Origin of the sequence: Pseudomonas sp. NKUCC02_KPG (assembly GCF_019345465.1) — a bacterium.
In the GTDB taxonomy this organism is placed as follows: Bacteria; Pseudomonadota; Gammaproteobacteria; order Pseudomonadales; family Pseudomonadaceae; genus Aquipseudomonas.
The window spans coordinates 120778-137265 of the sequence record NZ_JAHKRC010000016.1 but is presented as its reverse complement, the minus strand read 5'-3'; the positions used below and the strand labels follow the sequence as shown (position 1 = coordinate 137265).

General features: G+C 58.9%; 15 protein-coding genes and 1 pseudogene. 8 read left to right on the top strand and 8 right to left on the bottom strand.

Annotated elements, in window-relative coordinates:
- From KO536_RS20300 to KO536_RS20290, 3 genes are all read left to right on the top strand, one after another.
- Positions 1–180: hypothetical protein (locus tag KO536_RS20300; protein WP_219262773.1), on the top strand; the 180-nt coding region annotated here is incomplete at its 5' end.
- Between the two features lie 354 nt (positions 181–534).
- Positions 535–1167: a hypothetical protein gene (locus KO536_RS20295; RefSeq protein WP_219262772.1), complete on the top strand. Its 633-nt coding sequence runs from the start codon at positions 535–537 to the stop codon at positions 1165–1167.
- A gap of 21 nt (positions 1168–1188) precedes the next feature.
- On the top strand, positions 1189–1797 hold the full coding sequence (locus KO536_RS20290) for a metalloregulator ArsR/SmtB family transcription factor (protein WP_219262771.1): 609 nt from the start codon (positions 1189–1191) through the stop codon (positions 1795–1797).
- A 611-nt stretch (positions 1798–2408) separates the two neighbouring features.
- Here KO536_RS20290 and KO536_RS20285 read toward each other — a convergent pair.
- Positions 2409–2891 carry a GNAT family N-acetyltransferase gene (locus KO536_RS20285; RefSeq protein ID WP_219262780.1) on the bottom strand — a complete coding sequence of 161 codons (483 nt, stop codon included), beginning with the start codon at positions 2889–2891 and terminating at the stop codon, positions 2409–2411.
- A 45-nt stretch (positions 2892–2936) separates the two neighbouring features.
- Positions 2937–3368: pseudogene (locus KO536_RS20280) on the bottom strand (N-acetyltransferase family protein); the annotation flags it as partial.
- Positions 3369–3572: 204 nt separating this feature from the next.
- Between KO536_RS20280 and KO536_RS20275 the strand changes: the two are divergent.
- From KO536_RS20275 to KO536_RS20265, 3 genes are read left to right on the top strand one after another with little or no spacing between them, the layout of a single operon-like run.
- Complete coding sequence (locus KO536_RS20275) at positions 3573–4991, top strand: FAD-binding oxidoreductase (protein ID WP_219262770.1); 1419 nt, start codon at positions 3573–3575, stop codon at positions 4989–4991.
- Between the two features lie 54 nt (positions 4992–5045).
- A complete protein-coding gene (locus KO536_RS20270; protein WP_219262769.1) occupies positions 5046–5990 on the top strand; it encodes a LysR family transcriptional regulator in 945 nt (314 codons plus the stop codon).
- Between the two features lie 49 nt (positions 5991–6039).
- Complete coding sequence (locus KO536_RS20265; RefSeq protein ID WP_219262768.1) at positions 6040–7368, top strand: MFS transporter; 1329 nt, start codon at positions 6040–6042, stop codon at positions 7366–7368.
- 59 nt (positions 7369–7427) lie between these two features.
- Here the strand turns inward: KO536_RS20265 and KO536_RS20260 are convergent, their stop codons facing one another.
- Complete coding sequence (locus tag KO536_RS20260; protein WP_133079281.1) at positions 7428–7802, bottom strand: tautomerase family protein; 375 nt, start codon at positions 7800–7802, stop codon at positions 7428–7430.
- A 106-nt stretch (positions 7803–7908) separates the two neighbouring features.
- On the opposite strand from KO536_RS20260, the gene KO536_RS20255 reads away from it, so the two are divergent.
- Entirely contained in the window at positions 7909–8778 is an 870-nt protein-coding gene (locus KO536_RS20255; protein WP_219262767.1) for a LysR substrate-binding domain-containing protein, read from the top strand.
- A 36-nt stretch (positions 8779–8814) separates the two neighbouring features.
- Here the strand turns inward: KO536_RS20255 and KO536_RS20250 are convergent, their stop codons facing one another.
- The 4 genes from KO536_RS20250 to KO536_RS20235 form a co-directional block, all read right to left on the bottom strand.
- Entirely contained in the window at positions 8815–9336 is a 522-nt protein-coding gene (locus KO536_RS20250) for a DUF2867 domain-containing protein (RefSeq protein ID WP_219262766.1), read from the bottom strand.
- A gap of 31 nt (positions 9337–9367) precedes the next feature.
- Complete coding sequence (locus KO536_RS20245) at positions 9368–9763, bottom strand: GFA family protein (RefSeq protein WP_219262765.1); 396 nt, start codon at positions 9761–9763, stop codon at positions 9368–9370.
- Positions 9764–10267: 504 nt separating this feature from the next.
- On the bottom strand, positions 10268–11344 hold the full coding sequence (locus tag KO536_RS20240) for a collagen-like triple helix repeat-containing protein (protein WP_219262764.1): 1077 nt from the start codon (positions 11342–11344) through the stop codon (positions 10268–10270).
- A 341-nt stretch (positions 11345–11685) separates the two neighbouring features.
- Positions 11686–12531, bottom strand: a complete 846-nt coding sequence (locus tag KO536_RS20235) for an SDR family NAD(P)-dependent oxidoreductase (protein WP_219262763.1) — start codon at positions 12529–12531, stop codon at positions 11686–11688.
- Between the two features lie 194 nt (positions 12532–12725).
- Between KO536_RS20235 and KO536_RS20230 the strand changes: the two genes are divergently transcribed.
- Positions 12726–13637 carry a LysR family transcriptional regulator gene (locus KO536_RS20230; protein ID WP_219262762.1) on the top strand — a complete coding sequence of 304 codons (912 nt, stop codon included), beginning with the start codon at positions 12726–12728 and terminating at the stop codon, positions 13635–13637.
- Here the strand turns inward: KO536_RS20230 and KO536_RS20225 are convergent.
- The gene (locus KO536_RS20225) at positions 13634–16471 is read right to left on the bottom strand and encodes a TonB-dependent receptor (protein WP_219262761.1); all 2838 of its coding nucleotides are present in this window, start codon (positions 16469–16471) and stop codon (positions 13634–13636) included. The genes KO536_RS20230 and KO536_RS20225 overlap by 4 nt on opposite strands.
- Between the last annotated feature and the right edge of the window lie 17 nt (positions 16472–16488).

Here is a 16488-nt window from a genome sequence, read left to right as displayed (position 1 = left end):
GCTACGTCGCAGTGGCGCACCATCTCGATCGCAGCCTCGTTCTACTCGTCAGCGACTACACGCGAGATGGGTGAAGAATCTGTAGTCGCTGACGAGCCGTGCGAGGCTGCGTTCGGCTGCGCAGCAGTCGTAAAGTCGGCTTCCACGATTTATCAGGTAAACCGCATGCTCAGGTTTTGAGACCGCTACGTCGCAGTGGCGCACCATCTCGATCGCAGCCTCGTTCTACTCGTCAGCGACTACACGCGAGATGGGTGAAGAATCTGTAGTCGCTGACGAGCCGTGCGAGGCTGCGATCGGCTGCGAAGCAGTCGTAAAGTCGGCTTCCACGGTTAATCTGGCATACCGCGTGTACCGGATTTGCGACCGCTACGTCGCAGTGGCGCACCATCTCGATCGCAGCCTCGTTCTACTCGTCAGCGGCGACATGAGTTCCCCGCGACCATAGATCGGAATCGCACTGCAAACCCAATAAAAACATATTTTGATGCTTAAATTAATATTGTTGGATTATTCGACTCAGAGGGTCCTGCCATGAACATCAAGATTGCGATAGTGCTCCTGCTTTCCCTGCTTGCCCAACCGGCCTGGAGTCAGGCCAGCAACCCGCCCCAGGCCAGCGCCACCAGTGCAACGGCGCTCACTACCCGAATGGCCCTTCGCGACCTGTGGGTGGAGCATATTTTCTGGATCAGAAATTATGCGATAGCCAATCAGGACGGCAATGCGGCACAAGCCGCCATAGCCCAAAACGAGGTCGTCAGTAATGCCAAGGCCATCGCCAACAGCATTGCCCCACTTTATGGGCAACCGGCGGCCGACCAGTTGCTCACACTCCTCGCCGGGCATTGGGGGGCGGTAAAACACTACAGTGATGCACGGGTCGCCAACGACAAAGCCGGTCAACAGGCCGCAATCGCTGAGTTGTCTGCGAATGCCAAGTCGTTGGCCGCCTTTCTGGCCAAGGCCAATCCCTATTTGCCCGAGCCCACGCTGCAAGCCATGCTGAGTGCCCACGGCGCTCACCATGTGACACAGATCGAACAGCTGGCCGCCAAGGATTACAAAGGTGAGGCCCAGACCTGGGGCATGATGCGTACACACATCCTTGCCCTTGCCGATGCCTTGACGGCGGGCTTGATCAAGCAATTCCCCGATAAATTTTGACTGCAAGCAGGAGCCGGACAGATGCTGGAAGGAATGGGGCGAACCCAACAGGACTTGTTGAAGGCATTGCTGTACTCACCTGCGGGAATGAGCATTGATGAGCTTGCCCACAGTCTGGGGGTGACACGCACTGCGATTCGCCAGCATCTTGCTGCGCTGGAGCGCGACGGTCTGGTCATGCGGGGCGCCACCAGGCCCACCGGGCGGCGCCCCGAACAGCTCCACCAATTGACCGACCACGCAAAGGAGCTGTTCCCGCGCCAATACCCGCTGCTGGCCAACTTGCTGATCGATCAGGTCGCAGGTCTGCTCGGAGAGCAGGCGCTGTCCCAGTTGATGCAGGGCCTGGGCCGCAAGCTGGCCAGCGATCTTGAACCTGAAGTTGTCGATGAAGCGCGCATCGTTCAGTACATGAACCACTCGGGATACGAAGCGCAGGTGTTCTTCAGATCATCGGGCGAACCGGAGATTGTGGCCCACAACTGCATTTTTCATCAGTTGGCCAAAGCCCATCCCGTGGTGTGCGAACTGGACCTGGCATTGATCGGTGCCCTGGGCGGTGGCAAGGCAGAGCATCTTGAATGCATGGTGCGTGGCGGGCAGGTCTGCCGCTTTAACGTGGTCAGGTAAACCGGATTGCAATCGGCAACTTTGTGGGTTATCAGAACCGGCCTGCGTACTTGACGCCAAACTTTAAACGGCCACTCCAAGACACTCCATCACAGCACTGTCGAGTCAGAGTCGCATTGGCAAAATAGAATGGTTATCGGTAGCAAGGGTTACTCATCGGATCCCGTAAGTGCTTACTTGATCTACTTACAAAGCAGCGCTATTCCTTACAACTGCCAACATAAAAAATAAAAAACAGGAATACCGTGATGCCTAGATTCGTGGTTGTCCCCGCCGTGCCCAAGGAGACGGGATCAATGCGCATTGGATCGCGCTTTTATTGCACCACCGGCCCGATAGGTTTCAATATTTATGACTGTGAGGCCCTGTGCAGGCTGCCCGAGAGCTATCCAGCCCGAGGAGACGCTGAAGACGCCTGTAAACAGCTCAACAGTGTGAGCCTGCAAAACATGATTGATGAAAGCGTTTACGCTCACTCGCCCTGACAATGGTTTGCACATGGGCATGACGTAAAACAGCATAAGTTGCTGACGAACTGTTCAATTAAAAACTTCAATTCAAATGAATACTTTAATTGAATCCAAGTATTCATTTGACTGAAGCAAGTGCGGTTATTTGCGCACCGCGCACGTCATGGTCTGGACTTTTATATGGGGGTGGCTTTCTAAAGTTTCCCACTCATTCATAAAGATGAAACCGTGTTTCAGGTAGAAGCTGGAGGCCCTTGCGTTGTCCGCAGATACGTCCAGATAAATGAACTCATGCCCGTCCTGCAACGCCTGGCGTTTGACAGCGCCCACCAGTTGAGCGGCTGCGCCAGAACCGCGAAAGTCAGGTGCGACCCACATGGCGATCACGTTGTAACGGTGGCCCTGGATCACGGCCCCGATCATGCCAACCGGCTTGCCGTCCTTGATGGCCAACCAGAATTTCGTCCCGACTTCTGACGAAGCGCGCTCTTGCCACTGGGCATCGGTGTCATTGGCCGCCGTTTCATGGCTCACTCCAAACGCTGTGGGTGCGTCCAAAAGCGCTGCAAGGCGTACGTGCTTCAAAAGCATCCAGTCCCTGGTATGCGTCAAGCGAATGACCATGTCCTTTCCTGCTACGGGTTCACAAAGCCCAGGCCGATACTCGCTCAATGACTTTTCAAAACGCACATCACCCTCAGGCAGTTTCTCCACCACCTGCCAGCCCAGGCTTCGATAGAAGCCGCTGGCACGACTGTTTTCAGCGGTTTCAAGCCATATGGTGCGGTGGTGCTGGAACAGGAGTTCCTCGGCCCTGGCCATCAGGCGGCTACCTAATCCGCGCCCCTCGAACCCAGGCCGGACAAACGCGGCAAACACGCAGCCATCTTCAGCGTCAGCCATGGAAAACCCGACAGGCACCCCCTCAACCTCTGCCACCCACACACACGGCGAAGCCTGGATAGCCTCTCGGATGGCTTGGGGCGTAATGCCCATTTCGCTCAACTGATCATGGGAGAGGTGGTTCTCCGTGACACTGGTTCGAATATCAAAGATGGCGCTGATGTCTGCCTGATTGGCGATTCTGACTGTCGTTTCCATGAACGGCTCCTTGTCTATCATCCGCCAGAGGGTATCTGCCCGGGCGGGCACAGCACAACAAGCGGTAAATCAGCCATATCCAAAAGAGATGGCACCATCTGAAATCAGCACTACAAGTGTGTACCAAAGGCTGCCTAAGATAAGTCATGACTCCTTACAAATGCCGCCAGCTTCACGCGGCGCACAAAAACCGGAGAGTGCTTGATGTCCCTTCCTGCTGCCTGCGAACACCCGCCCCTGCCCGAAATGTTGCGCGATCAATTAAGCGACTTGCTCGGCACACGATTCTCCACTTCGGCCAGCGTGCGCGAGCATCATGGCAGCGATATTTCCGCACTCGACCCCATGCCGCCGGATGCCGTGGCCTACGCCAACAGCCTGGAAGATATCGTCAACATCAGCGCCGCGTGCTATCGCCACGATGTGCCGATGATCGCCTATGGCAGCGGCACCTCTCTGGAAGGCTGGTTGCAGGCGTCCCACGGCGGCGTGAGCATTGATGTGTCAGGCATGAACCGGATTATCGATATCCGGGTCGACGATATGGACGCCACCGTACAGCCGGGCGTGACGCGCAAGCAGTTGAATGCCGCGCTGCATGGCACCGGGTTGTTCTTCCCGATCGATCCCGGCGCCGACGCGTCCCTGGGCGGCATGGCAGCCACGCGTGCCTCCGGAACCAACGCCGTACGCTACGGCACCATGCGTGAAAACGTGCTGGCCATGACTGCAGTGCTGGCCGATGGTCGAGTGATCAATACCGGTGGACGTGCGCGCAAGTCTTCTTCGGGATACGACTTGACCCATTTGCTGGTGGGCTCGGGCGGTACGCTGGCGACCATCGCCGAGCTGACGGTCAAGCTGCACCCGATTCCTGAAGCCATTTCGGCCGCCGTGTGCCGTTTTCCGAGTGTCGATCTGGCCGTACGCGCGGTCATTCAGACCATCCAGCTGGGCGTGCCAATCGCCCGCATCGAATTGCTCGACGCCTTGACGATGCGAGCGCTCAACGCCTACAGCAGCACGCAACTGCGCGAAGCGCCCTCCCTGTTCTTTGAACTGCATGGTTCTGAAGCGGGCGTGAAGGAGCAGATCGAGACGGTGCGCATGGTCGCCGACGAGCACCAGGGGCTGGACTTTGAATGGGCGGTCCATCCCGAAGATCGCAGCCGCTTGTGGCAGGCACGGCATGACGCCTATTTCGCCTCCCTGGCCCTTCGTCCCGGTTGCCGCTCCCTGACCACCGATGCGGTGGTGCCGATTTCACGACTGGCCGAATGCATTGAGGCCACTGCCGAGGACCTTGCCGAGAATGGTTTTCTCGCCCCGATTTTCGGCCACGTGGGCGATGGCAACTTCCACGCGCTGATTCTGGTCGACCCCCTGAACCCGGACGAAGTCGAGCGCGCCGAAGCGGTGGCCCATCGACTGGCCGAGCGGGCGATTGCCATGCAAGGCAGTTGCACCGGCGAGCACGGCATAGGGCTGACCAAGCAACACTTTATGGCAGTCGAACACGGAGCCAACGCCGTGAGCGTCATGCAGGCGATCAAGGCAGCACTGGACCCCAAGCAACTGATGAACCCCGGGAAGATTTTCCCTCGCGGGCACTCGACAGGCTGACGCGCTGTACCATCATCGGCCCCCGTACATTCGAGCCCTGCAGGAAGCGCCTCAATGGAAATCCGCCAGATCAAATACTTTGTCGCCGTCATCGATTGCGGCAGCTTGTCCAGGGCCGCACGCCAGGTGCATGTGGCGCAATCGGCGTTGAGCAAGCAGATGTCCGCGCTGGAGGATGATCTGGGGGTGCAGTTGTTCCATCGCAGCCACAACGGCGTCGTCGCAAGCGAAGCCGGCAAGGTCTTTTACGAATATGCCCAGGGCATGCTCAAACATTTGACCGACGCCCGTGCTGCCGTCAGCAGCAGTCAGGATCAAGTCAGCGGATCGATTACAGTGGCATTGCCACAAAGTGTCGCAACCATTCTGGCCATGCCGCTGATGCGCGCCGTGGCGGCCCGTTACCCACAAGTGGCGTTCCATCTCAACGAAGAGCTGACCGGGAACGTCATGGACCAACTGCTCCACGGTCGGGTTGACCTGGCCCTGTTTACCTCCCTTGATTTGCCCCCGCAGGTGCTGTTCAGCGCGTTGATCGAAGAAGATTTTTACCTGATACACCGGGCCAATGCGCCTGACGCACCACCCGCCGGGGAGGTCTCTCTGGAGCAGGCACTGGCCCGCCCCCTGGTGTTTCCCAGCCAGGCCCACGGTCACTGCACCCGCACCGTGGTCGAACACGCGGTAAAACAGCGCGGGTTGGCAGCGGGACAAATCGCAATGGAGGTCAATTCCGTACACATCCTCAAAAGTGCAGTCGAGGCCGGTATTGGCCACACCATCATGCCGCTGAACCTGGCCATGCGAGAGATCGGGGACGGCCGCCTGGTCGCCCACCGGATTGCCGCTCAAGGGGTGTCCCGGATCCTGGGCATCTGCAGCTGTGCCTCAATGCCCGCCAGCCATCTTAAAACCCTGATCAGCGAGCTGATCCGCGAAATCGTGGGGGGCATGTGCCAGAACGGTGACTGGCCAGGAGGTCGTGCACTCGATCCGTAAGCCATGCCATTTCAACATCGCCCCTACAACAACAAGAAAGAGGCTCGAGATGAACACCTTATCGCCGCTCCCCGGTGACATGCCGGACCACGCACTGCATTCGGCCTACCGTAAAACCGCGTGGCGGGTCATTCCGTTGCTGATGGTCTGTTACCTGGTCGCTTATCTGGACCGGGTCAATGTCGGCTTCGCCAAGTTGCAGATGCTCGATGACTTGAAGTTCAGCGAAGCGGTCTACGGGTTGGGGGCCGGGGTGTTCTTCGTCGGTTACCTGATGTTCGAGATCCCCAGCAATATCGCGCTGCACAAATTCGGCGCCCGGCGCTGGATTGCCCGGATCATGATGACCTGGGGCCTGCTGTCGGCAGCCATGATGTTCGTCGAAACGCCCATGAGCTTCTACCTGCTGCGTTTTCTGATTGGCATCGCTGAAGCCGGTTTCTTTCCCGGGATCATTTTCTACCTCACCACCTGGTTCCCGAGCCATCGTCGCGGGGTGATGATTTCACTGTTCATCGCCGCCTTGCCGATCTCCAGCATGCTCGGCTCGCTGATTTCCGGTTTGATCATGCAAACACTCGATGGCGTGGCAGGTTACGCCGGCTGGCAATGGCTGTTCGTGATTGAAGGATTGCCGGCAGTGGCATTGGGTGGCGCGGTGTTCTTCCTGCTGCGCGACCGCATTGCAGATGCCCACTGGCTCAGCAGCGAGGAAAAACGCGGCATGCAGGCCGCGCTGGATCGCGAAGCCAAGGCAAAAGCCCACCATTCAGTGCGCGATGGCTTGCTGAACCCGAAAATCTGGTTGCTGGGGGCGGTCTACTTTTGCCTGGTGCTGGGGCAATACGTGATCAGCTTCTGGATGCCGACCATCATCCGCAACAACGGTGTAGCCGAGCCCTGGGCAATCGGCGTGCTCAGCGCCATTCCCTACTCCGTCGCGGCCGTGAGCATGGTGCTGGTCGGGCGCAGCAGCGACCGCTTTCGCGAGTATCGCTGGCACCTCGCGATCTGCGCGTTCATCGGCGCTGGCGGCGTGGTGTTCGGCACCCTGTTCGGGGCCAGCCTGTGGTTGTCGATGATCGGCCTGACTGTCGGCACCGCGGCGATGATCAGCAGTCTGCCGGTGTTCTGGGGCATGCCCACCGCCGTGGTGGGGGGCGCAGCGGCGGCGGCCGGGATCGCACTGATTAACTCGCTGGGCAATGTCGCCGGGTTTTTCAGCACGATCGTGGTGGGCTGGTTGACCCAGCTAACCGGCAACACCCAGGCGGCCATGTATTTCATGGCCGGCGCCCTGGTGATCGGCGGGCTGCTGGGATTGAGCGTGGCACGTGCGCGCAATGAGCCGATTGTGCAGATGAAAACAGTGCCTTGAGCAGGCTCTGAGGCGGGGGCGATGCCATCGCGAGCAAGCCCGCCCCACCTCAGCATTGTTCAGTTGCCCCGCCCGCCCCCGAATGACCAGGCCTCGGCCTCTGTGGTGGTCACGATCACCATGACATCCTCAGGGTCCAGGCCTGTGGCACGGTTCAGTTTGGTGACCAGGTCTTGATAAAAGCGCTGCTTGGTCAGTGTCGAACGCGGGCGCCCTGCCGTTATGGCGATCAAGACAAAGTCATGACTGCGCGGCCCGCCGAGGTAGCCCGGATCGAAAATCAGCTCGCCTGCTTCATGCTGGTCAATGACCTGGAACCGGTCAGCCAGCGGCACCTCGAAACTCTCGACCAACGCATCGTGCAGCCCCTGTGAAAGGGCCTGCAAATACTCGGCAGACTTGCCCCGGTGCAACGAGATACGTGCAAACGGCATGGCGCATTGCTCCTGTGAAGTGTTGACCGGAGAAATCTATCAAGTCGCAACCATTGGGAATATCAGATTAAATGACGCCCATCGTTCCAAAATTGTGGATGATCAAATGCGACGCCCTGTCTTCGACCTCGATGTACTGCGCACCTTCGTGACCGGCGTGGAGCTCAACAGTTTTGCCAAGGCGGCAGACCGCCTGGGCCGTTCGACCTCTGCCGTGAGCGCACAACTCAAGAAACTTGAGGAGCAGATCGGAACGCCCGTCCTGCTCAAATCCGGCCGGGGCCTGGCACTGACGCCAATGGGCGAATCCTTGCTGACTCATGCCCGTCGGCTACTGGAACTCAACGACAGCATTTTCCAGACGCTAAATGAACACCAGACGCCAGAAACTGTGCGCCTCGGGCTTCAGGAAGACTTTGGCGAGCACTTTCTAAGCGACATTTTGCGCCGGTTCGCCATGAGCTATCCCCTGGTAAACCTGGAAGTCAGGATCGCGCGCAATGCCCAGCTGCTGGCCCTGATGGACAGCGACGGGCTTGACCTCGCACTGGCCTGGGACACCGGGCAGCCATCCGCCTGTGCTACGCGCCTGGGTGAAGCGCAAATGCACTGGATCGGGTCCCGGGACACACCGGCCCGCTACATGCCTGGCGACGCGCCACTGCCCTTGATCCTGTTCGACGCCCCATGCGTCATGCGCAGCGTGGCGATCAAGGCGCTGGATGAAGCAAAAATTGCCTGGCGGATTGCACTGACCAGCCCTGGTGTGGGGGGGATCTGGGCGGCCGTTGCCGCCGGACTGGGAGTGACCCTGCGCACCCGCATCGGGTTGCCGAGTCATCTCGCGATTATTCGCGGGTTACCCGCGGTTCCGACCCTGGGGTATGTGCTGCATGCTGTGAACGAGCACCTCACGCCTGCCGCCAGGCTGCTGGCCGAACTGATAGAAACAAGCCTGCAAGAACAAATGAGTTGATCCCCGGCTGAATGCAGCCTGTTGGCGCACCGGTGTTCAAACCCTCTGTGCGAGTTTGCGTTTCACTTGCCTGAGGTAGCTGTTGACGATGAGCTTGTGCGCCGGGCCCACCGGCAACATGTAGAGACGGCCATAGGCGTTGTGGGTCACGACCGAGGATGTAACCACCAGCACATGATCGGTGGTTATCGAGAGGCAAATCATCACATCCAGATGCCGGTCACGTTCGGTCAGCACCAGCATCCGGGGAGCACTGTGCTCCACCAGAAAAAAATCCAGATGGTCGCCCTCTTGCACGGCCTCTCGCCGGGTGCCGGAGAAACCACCGATGCGCTTCACGCCAAACAGGGAGGAAATGGCATCCCGGGTCCGGAAAGCCAGGCGCATGGGCAGCCCCTGTTCGGCCGTCATGAGGTTCCAGGCTTCAAGCGCCGTGATGGGTGCAGGTAGCTGGACCGATCTGCTGTCGTGGTAATCAAGTTCAGACACTTCTCGAAGCGTGCGAACAGGTGATGTGAAAGCCAAAGCCTGCCTCCTGGATACTGAATGAAATTCCATTTTTCAAACGCCTGGGCACATCAAAACAACCTCAGCGCCCCGGCTGCCATTGCGGGTGCATCGCAAGATGCTCATGGTTGAGCCATGGAGCATCATGATCAACCCAAATGTGATATTGCACACGCACACCCGGGTCCTCGTCCAGCGTCGCGACACGAACAATCACAGCCGGTGCTGCGGTTCGCTCTGCCACAAGGTGAGAGCCGCACAGCGAGCAAAAGCGACGCAATTTCCCGGGGGAAGACTCGTAACTGCTCAGGTGTTCCTGCCCCTTCGTCCAGCGAAAGTGCTCACGCAAAACACCCGCCGTGGTCACGAATGCTGCGGCATGGGTTTTGCGGCACGAGTGACAATGGCAGTGGCTCACCGGCATGTCGATACTGTCAATTTCATACCCGACGGCCCCGCAGGCACAGCTTCCTTTCATTGCATTTTTCCTTGTTGATGAGGGAGATACGGTGACCTTCAATAACCTAAAGCAGACGTGTATCGGCCACAACCCCAACGCGCGGGGCCGTCTGAAGGCGCCAGCGGTCTCTTCTCGCGTTGCACGCGTTCGATCAGGCTCATGCGCTTTACACACTGGGCATCCGGGAAACGGAGTCTGACGTGAACTCGGGATTGTGACATTTGCCACGTGTGGCTATGCCGTTATCAAGGATCTGATCGGGGGAGCAGGAACTGGTCCGGGAGAGGATACCGCTTCAACACATGAACGCAGGCAATGGCGGCACAGCCGTGGTGTCAGGTTCACACCTGCATGCCGGGACCGCCATCGTCACCGCGCTTATTCCCGACGTTCCGGCCGCGGGATGCCTGGCGTTGCACTCAGGCACATTGCACGGTAGCTCACCCAATCGCACCTCAGGGCCCACGCGAGCGAAGCCATGGCGCTGTCGTCTCGCGAAGACTTCCTGGAGAGGGTCAATGCCTAGTTTTTCTTGCCCAGGTTGCCCAGACCGCCGAGCAGGCCGCCAAGACCACCCAAGCCACCGGTGGTAGTGCCCGCACCCGTAGTGCCGGTGTTTACCTGACCACCTGTCAAGGCCGTTGCCCCGCCCAGACCGCCCAGGCCACCAAGCAAGCCACCATTGCCGCCCAGACCCAGCAAGCCACCCAGGCCGCCCGTGTTTGTACCGGTGCCTGCACCTGCTGGCGGATTGACATAACCGCCGGATTTATCCAGCACGCCGCCCACACCACCCAGCACACCCCCGACCAGGTTTGTTACCGGGTTATTGCCTGTATCCGCCACTTTGTCACCGAGCCCCCCTACCACACCGCCAACCTGTTTCAGCAAACCGTCCACTGGTTTGCCCAAACCTGTTGTTGTACCCACCTTGCCCGTTACGTTCTCGACCAGTGAAATCACGGGCACTACGACTTTGTCATTCAGGCCCCCGGTCGCCTTGCCCAATTGACCGCTGGTGACGTTGGTCGTCAGCGTATTGCCGAGCATGGTGACGGTGGTGCCGACCTTGTTCACCAGACCACCCGTGGTGTCGGTGACTTTGCCCACAACGCCCCCCACGAGCGGAATCTGGCTGATCGGTGTGTTATCGACCAAACCGCTGACACCAGTGCCCAGTGACGAAACACCCTTGCCGACGTCGCTGACCCCGTTGGTGACACCGGCAACGGTGATACCCAGCGAGTTTTTATCAGTGCCCAGGGAACCCAGGCCATTGGTCACGCCGTCGGTAATGGACGACACGGCGTCACCGGTGTGAACCACCAGCCCACCGGCTGCGCCGACCACTGGAACTTTGGTCAGGGTAGTGCCCACATCACTGACCAGTACACCGACACCGCCCAGTCCGGTACCCACTTCATTGGCGACCTGACCTGTCACCAACGGCGTAGTCGTGGTGGTGGTGACAGGAGGCGTAGTGTTTGTCGTACTGATGGTGGTCTTGGAGCCACCTCCACCGCTGCTGCAACCCGCCAGGCCGGCGGTCATCACCAAAAATAAAGCGGTGCTCGTTTTCAACCTTGGTTGAGTGTTCATCATCAACTCCCTTGAACTTGCTGTGCTTAAGTTCGAAGGCCCCCTGTTCTGATATCAAGGGACATTCCATCCGTAAGGACATAACAACTCCATAGGCTTCAACACACAATTCACAACTTGGTATTAACACTCTATATAGCACCGCCGCGACCCAACTTAAGGACTAATACTCAAGTTGTAATAACCGCTTATAACGCCACGAACATCAACCTGCACAAGGGTTTTATCCGTGCCCTGCTCCCTGCCCATACTTAAGTTATAGGCACAATTAACAGTCCTTCTGCTCACTTGAAACATGGGTCTGCAAGTCGGATGCTCCTCAATGATCGCGGGCAAGCACCTCAGCACTCCTTGATCTGGTCCCACAACCGGGCAACCTGCTCGGCGCTTGAGGCCTTGACCCGCGCCAGGTCGAGGGGATAGTCGACTCCCGGGTTCTCGACAAATCGCGTCGCGCTGAACTGGCCATTGCTGGCCCGCAGAATGTAGCCCGTGTCCTGGCACAACGGCGAAGCCAGAAACATCACGCCGGGAGTGACCCATTCAGGTTTCAGGTTGTCCGGCTCGCCACTCACGCCCCACAGGCGGGTTTTGGCCACCGGCGATACGGCGTTGACCAGAATGCCATCGGCCGCACCTTCCATGCTCAGTGCATTCATGATCCCAAGCTGGGCCATCTTGCCCGCGGCATAGGCCGTCAGCCCCGGCTGCGCATACTGCTGATACATGGCGCGGTCCGAAGACGTCAGCACCACCCGTGCAGCTGCAGAGTGCCTGAGGTATTTCCAGGCATGCTTGCAGAGCCAGATCGGGCTGTAGATGTTTATATCCAGCGCCCGCTGAATAAACGCCGGTTGCGTTTCTTCGATCGACTGATAACCAACCCAGCCCGCGTTGTGGATCACAATATCCAGTTGCCCGAACCCATTGATGGCTGTCTCGATCAATTGCCGACACCCCTGCTCGCCAGCCAGGTCGCCATGATGGCCGATCACGCTGAATCCCTCGGCTGCAAGTGTTCGGGCGGCATCGAGGGCAACGGCGGCATCCGTGCCTGCACCCGTCTTGTCTGCGCCACTGTCACTGATCACGACATTGGCACCCAACCTTGCCAACTCACGTGCATAACTCAAACCCAGCCCACGGCCAGCACCCGTTACAACGGCGGTTTTTCCGGAAAAGTTCATGGGTAGTTCCTTGTGATAATCACCTCACCTTATCAATCGGACGCCAAGTTGTTTAATACTAAACAGGCACTCAGTTGATACGCTGCGCCTATCACGCGGCTTCTTTAAAACCGATGAGTAATCAAGCCTTCTATAGAATTAATTGTTACCCTGCTCCGGCAACAGTGATCAGTTCAAATCAAGGAACGCTGAAAATGATCGAAACCCGACTGCTCAGGCAGTTCATCGCGGTGGCTGAAGAGCTGCACTTTCATAAAGCTGCAATTCGCCTGCATATAGCCCAACCGCCCCTGAGCCAGGCCATTAATCGGCTGGAAGGCAAACTGGGTTTCAGCCTGTTCACCCGCAACAAGCGAGAGGTCAAACTGACACCCGCAGGCACTGTCTTTTTGCAGGCTGCCTATCAAACACTCAAGGCGCTGGAACGGGGGATTGAACACGCCCGCCAGGTGTCCGAAGGCATTGCGGGCACCCTCACGGTGACTGCTGTCTCCATCGCGTACTACGAGCCATTGCTCAGCACCCTCAGGCGGTTTCGCCAACGCTTTCCCGATGTCCAGCTGGTCATCAGGGAGATGCCCTCCTCCAGCCAGGCCAAGGCGATTCTGGCCGCAGAAGCCGATATCGCGTTCATGCGCAAACTGCCGCATTCGGCGCAGAACATCGAATCGCGCCTGTTGTTCGAAGAAACCATCGTCATGGCGCTGCCCCTTGATCATCCAAAAGCGCAGTCAGGCCCGATCGAGCTTCGGGATTTTGCCGACGAAGACTTCGTGTTCACCCCGCAGGCCCTGGGCAGCGGCTATCACAACCAATTGATCGCCCTGTGCGAAGCCGCCGGTTTTTACCCCAGGGTGGTACAGGAAGCCGCGCAGATCCATACCCTGATCGGCCTGGTGAGTTGCGGTTTTGGCGTGGCGCTGGTGCCTGAGTCCATTGCCGGCTCGAACATGCTCGACAAGGTGGTGTTTCGCCCGATTCGCCCGGTGGCAGAATCTGCCAACCCTGCCATCGGGCTGTACATGAGCTGGCATGCCCACAACCCGTCACCGCTGATCAACCGTTTTATCGCCATGTTCGACAGCGCCAGCCAACGGGCCGACTAGAACGTGGTCTGCACACCCACGCGCAACGTACGCCCAGGCGCAGGCATGAAACTCTGGGCCAGCGGGTCGAGGTAATAGCGGTCAGTCAGGTTCTGCAACGACACATTGAGCTGCGTGTGGTCCTTGAGCTTGTAGTTGAGGAACAGATCAAACAACGCCACTTGTTCATAGACCAGTTGCGGCGTGGTAGCACCGGTTTGCCATTCATTGTCGGCCTTGACGGTCGGGCCTGAGGTATAGGTTCCACGGCCGCCGACGGTGAGCGTCTGGTCAAAAAAGCGCAGGCCCGTGGTCAGGTTTGCCGCAAAGCGTGGCGGGTTCTGGGTGTTGGAGTAAGAACCCATGAAGCTGCCCGGCGTGCAGTTCGGCGTTTTGCTCAAGTCCTGATAAGGGTTGGAGCTGGCTCGCAAGCGTGCCGCGAAGGTCGAGTCGCAGGTTTCGGTTTTCAGGTAGTAAGTGGACGAAAAATCTGCAAACACGCGACCCGCGTCGTAATGCGATTGCAACTCCAGGCCGCTGGTTTTGAAGCTGTCGGTATTGCTGAACTGCATCAGGCCCATCAACCCCGGGCTTGGATCGTAATAGCGGGTGATGTAGTTCTTGATGTTGGTATTGAAGTAGGCAACCTTGATGGCCGCCGAGTCATTGTCCACCCACAGGCTTTTATGCAGCGTGCTGGCACCGACCTCCCAGTTGCTTGAGCGCTCGGGTTTCAGGCCTTTGCCGGGCATGGTCTGCAAGACGCCCTGGCTGGTTTCGAACAGCGAAGGCATGCGCAGGCCCTGGGTGTATGAGGCATAGAAGAACGTGTCCGGCGCCAGTTCGACGTTGAAACCAATGGCAGGCGCAAAAGCACCGCCGCTGTCGCTTTGTTTGCCCGAGTACGCGTAACCGCTGACCACCTCGCCAACCTGGGACGGATAGACCGTCGACTCGGTAGCGCCGAAGTCGTTGTAGCGCGTGCCCTCGAAAGGGAAGTTGGTGTTGTTGAACACGATACCGTTGTTCAACCGCGGGTCCGTGGCGTCGGTGTACTGGCCGTTCTGATCCGGGAACCACATCATGTTGCCGTAGCTCTGCGGGCTAAAGACCCTCAGGTACCTCAACTCGCGCTCCTCGCGCAGCGCCGTCGAGTGGGCAACGTGATCCTTGGTGCGGTAATAGGTATAACGACCGCCCCCCCAGATCGTCAGCCTGTCGACCGGCTGGTACTCCAGCTTGCTGTGCAGGCTGAACTCCTGCCGGGAGCCATCGCGCAGGCTGCGGTTGGCATTGATGTCATCCTGATTGGTGACCACGCCTTTCTGCGGGCGCAGTTCCTCGATCTGGAACCCGCTGCCCACATCCAGCTTCAGATCGCCGTAGCGCGTAGTGAACCGCGAGGTATTGGCCAGGTCGCCGCCAATGCGCCGGTCGGCCTGTCGGGTCCAGTTGCGATCCGAGCGATAACGCTGCGAAGCCGGCGCCAGCACCGACGTCAGGTTGCTGGTTTGAGCGTCCGTCATCCACAGGCTGGCCGTCAGGTCCACCAACGGGTTGGCGTCTGGCAAGTAATTGTAGCGGGCGGTATAGGTGTCGATTTTCGTGTGGCTCAGGGGGTACTGGTAGATGCCCCCGGTGCCGAACCGGAAAATATCCGAAGGCATGATCTCGCCAATATGGCCGTCGTACCGCCTGAAGCCCAACTCCAGCGTATGGTCGTCGGCCGGGCGAATGGTGGTTTTGATCAGGTACGAGTCGGTCTCTGCCGATGAGTTGAGCACCTCTTCACCGGGGTTGTACGTCGTGGCGACCGTCATGTTCTCGCGCCCATAACGGTTAAACGTGCGGTAGCGGTCCTGACCCTTCTTGCCAGCGAAATAGTTGCCCTGATTGCGATGCGCGTACGCTGCCACCACATCGAAGTAGTCGTGGGTCCAGGCAAACGCAGCACTGCCGGACTGGGCCTCTGAACCGAACAGGCCGCCACGGTCCCGGTGCGGTTCGGAGTAAAGGGTCTCAGTGGCCGAATGGCCGTCACGGGAGGCGGGAGCAACGCCGTTGTTCCACACATCGCCTTTGAGGCGCAGGCCAACGGTTTGACCGTCACGCAAAATGTCGTCTACGCCGATGGTGCGCATCTTTACCGTGCCGCCGATGGCACTCGATGTCAGGCTCGGGCCTTTGTCGATGGTGATATCGCTGATCAGGTCAGGGTCAATGTAGCTGCGCTGCTGCGTACCGGCATAGCCGCGGTACACATCCAGCGCCTGTTGCGAGCCATCGACCGTGACGGCTACCCGGCTTTGCCCCTGGATGCCACGAATGTTCACATCCAGGCCACCGCCATTACGGCTGTCCCCTACCTGTACACCCGGCTGGCCCTTGAGTACATCGCCCACCGAGATCACGCCAAAACGTTGCATCTCTTCGCTGGAGATATACACGGTGGATCGAGGCGCCAGATAGACCTCTTCAAGGGCGGGATCTTCCCCTGTGACCTTCTGCGAGGGCAGCACGACCGCCCCTGCCCCCTGAAACAGTTCGACGCTGCCGTCCGCCCGGCGCTGATAGCTCAGGCCGGTGCCCGACAACAGTCGTGTCAGGCCCGCCTCGGTACTGAAGTCGCCCTGCAACCCCTTGCTGCTCTTGCCCGCCGTCAGTGTCGAACTCCCGGCCATGCTGATTCGCGCCTGCACACCGAAACGCGAAAGCACCTGATCCAGGGGGCCGGCATCGATATTGAAGTGCTGACGCTCATCAGCAGCGAAAACGGCTGCGCTGTAAAGCGGTTGCAGGCCCAGTAAAAGCAGGCCAAAGGTGCGGGCGCATAAAACACGTGCGGGGGAAATCATGCAGGGCTCCTGAAGGT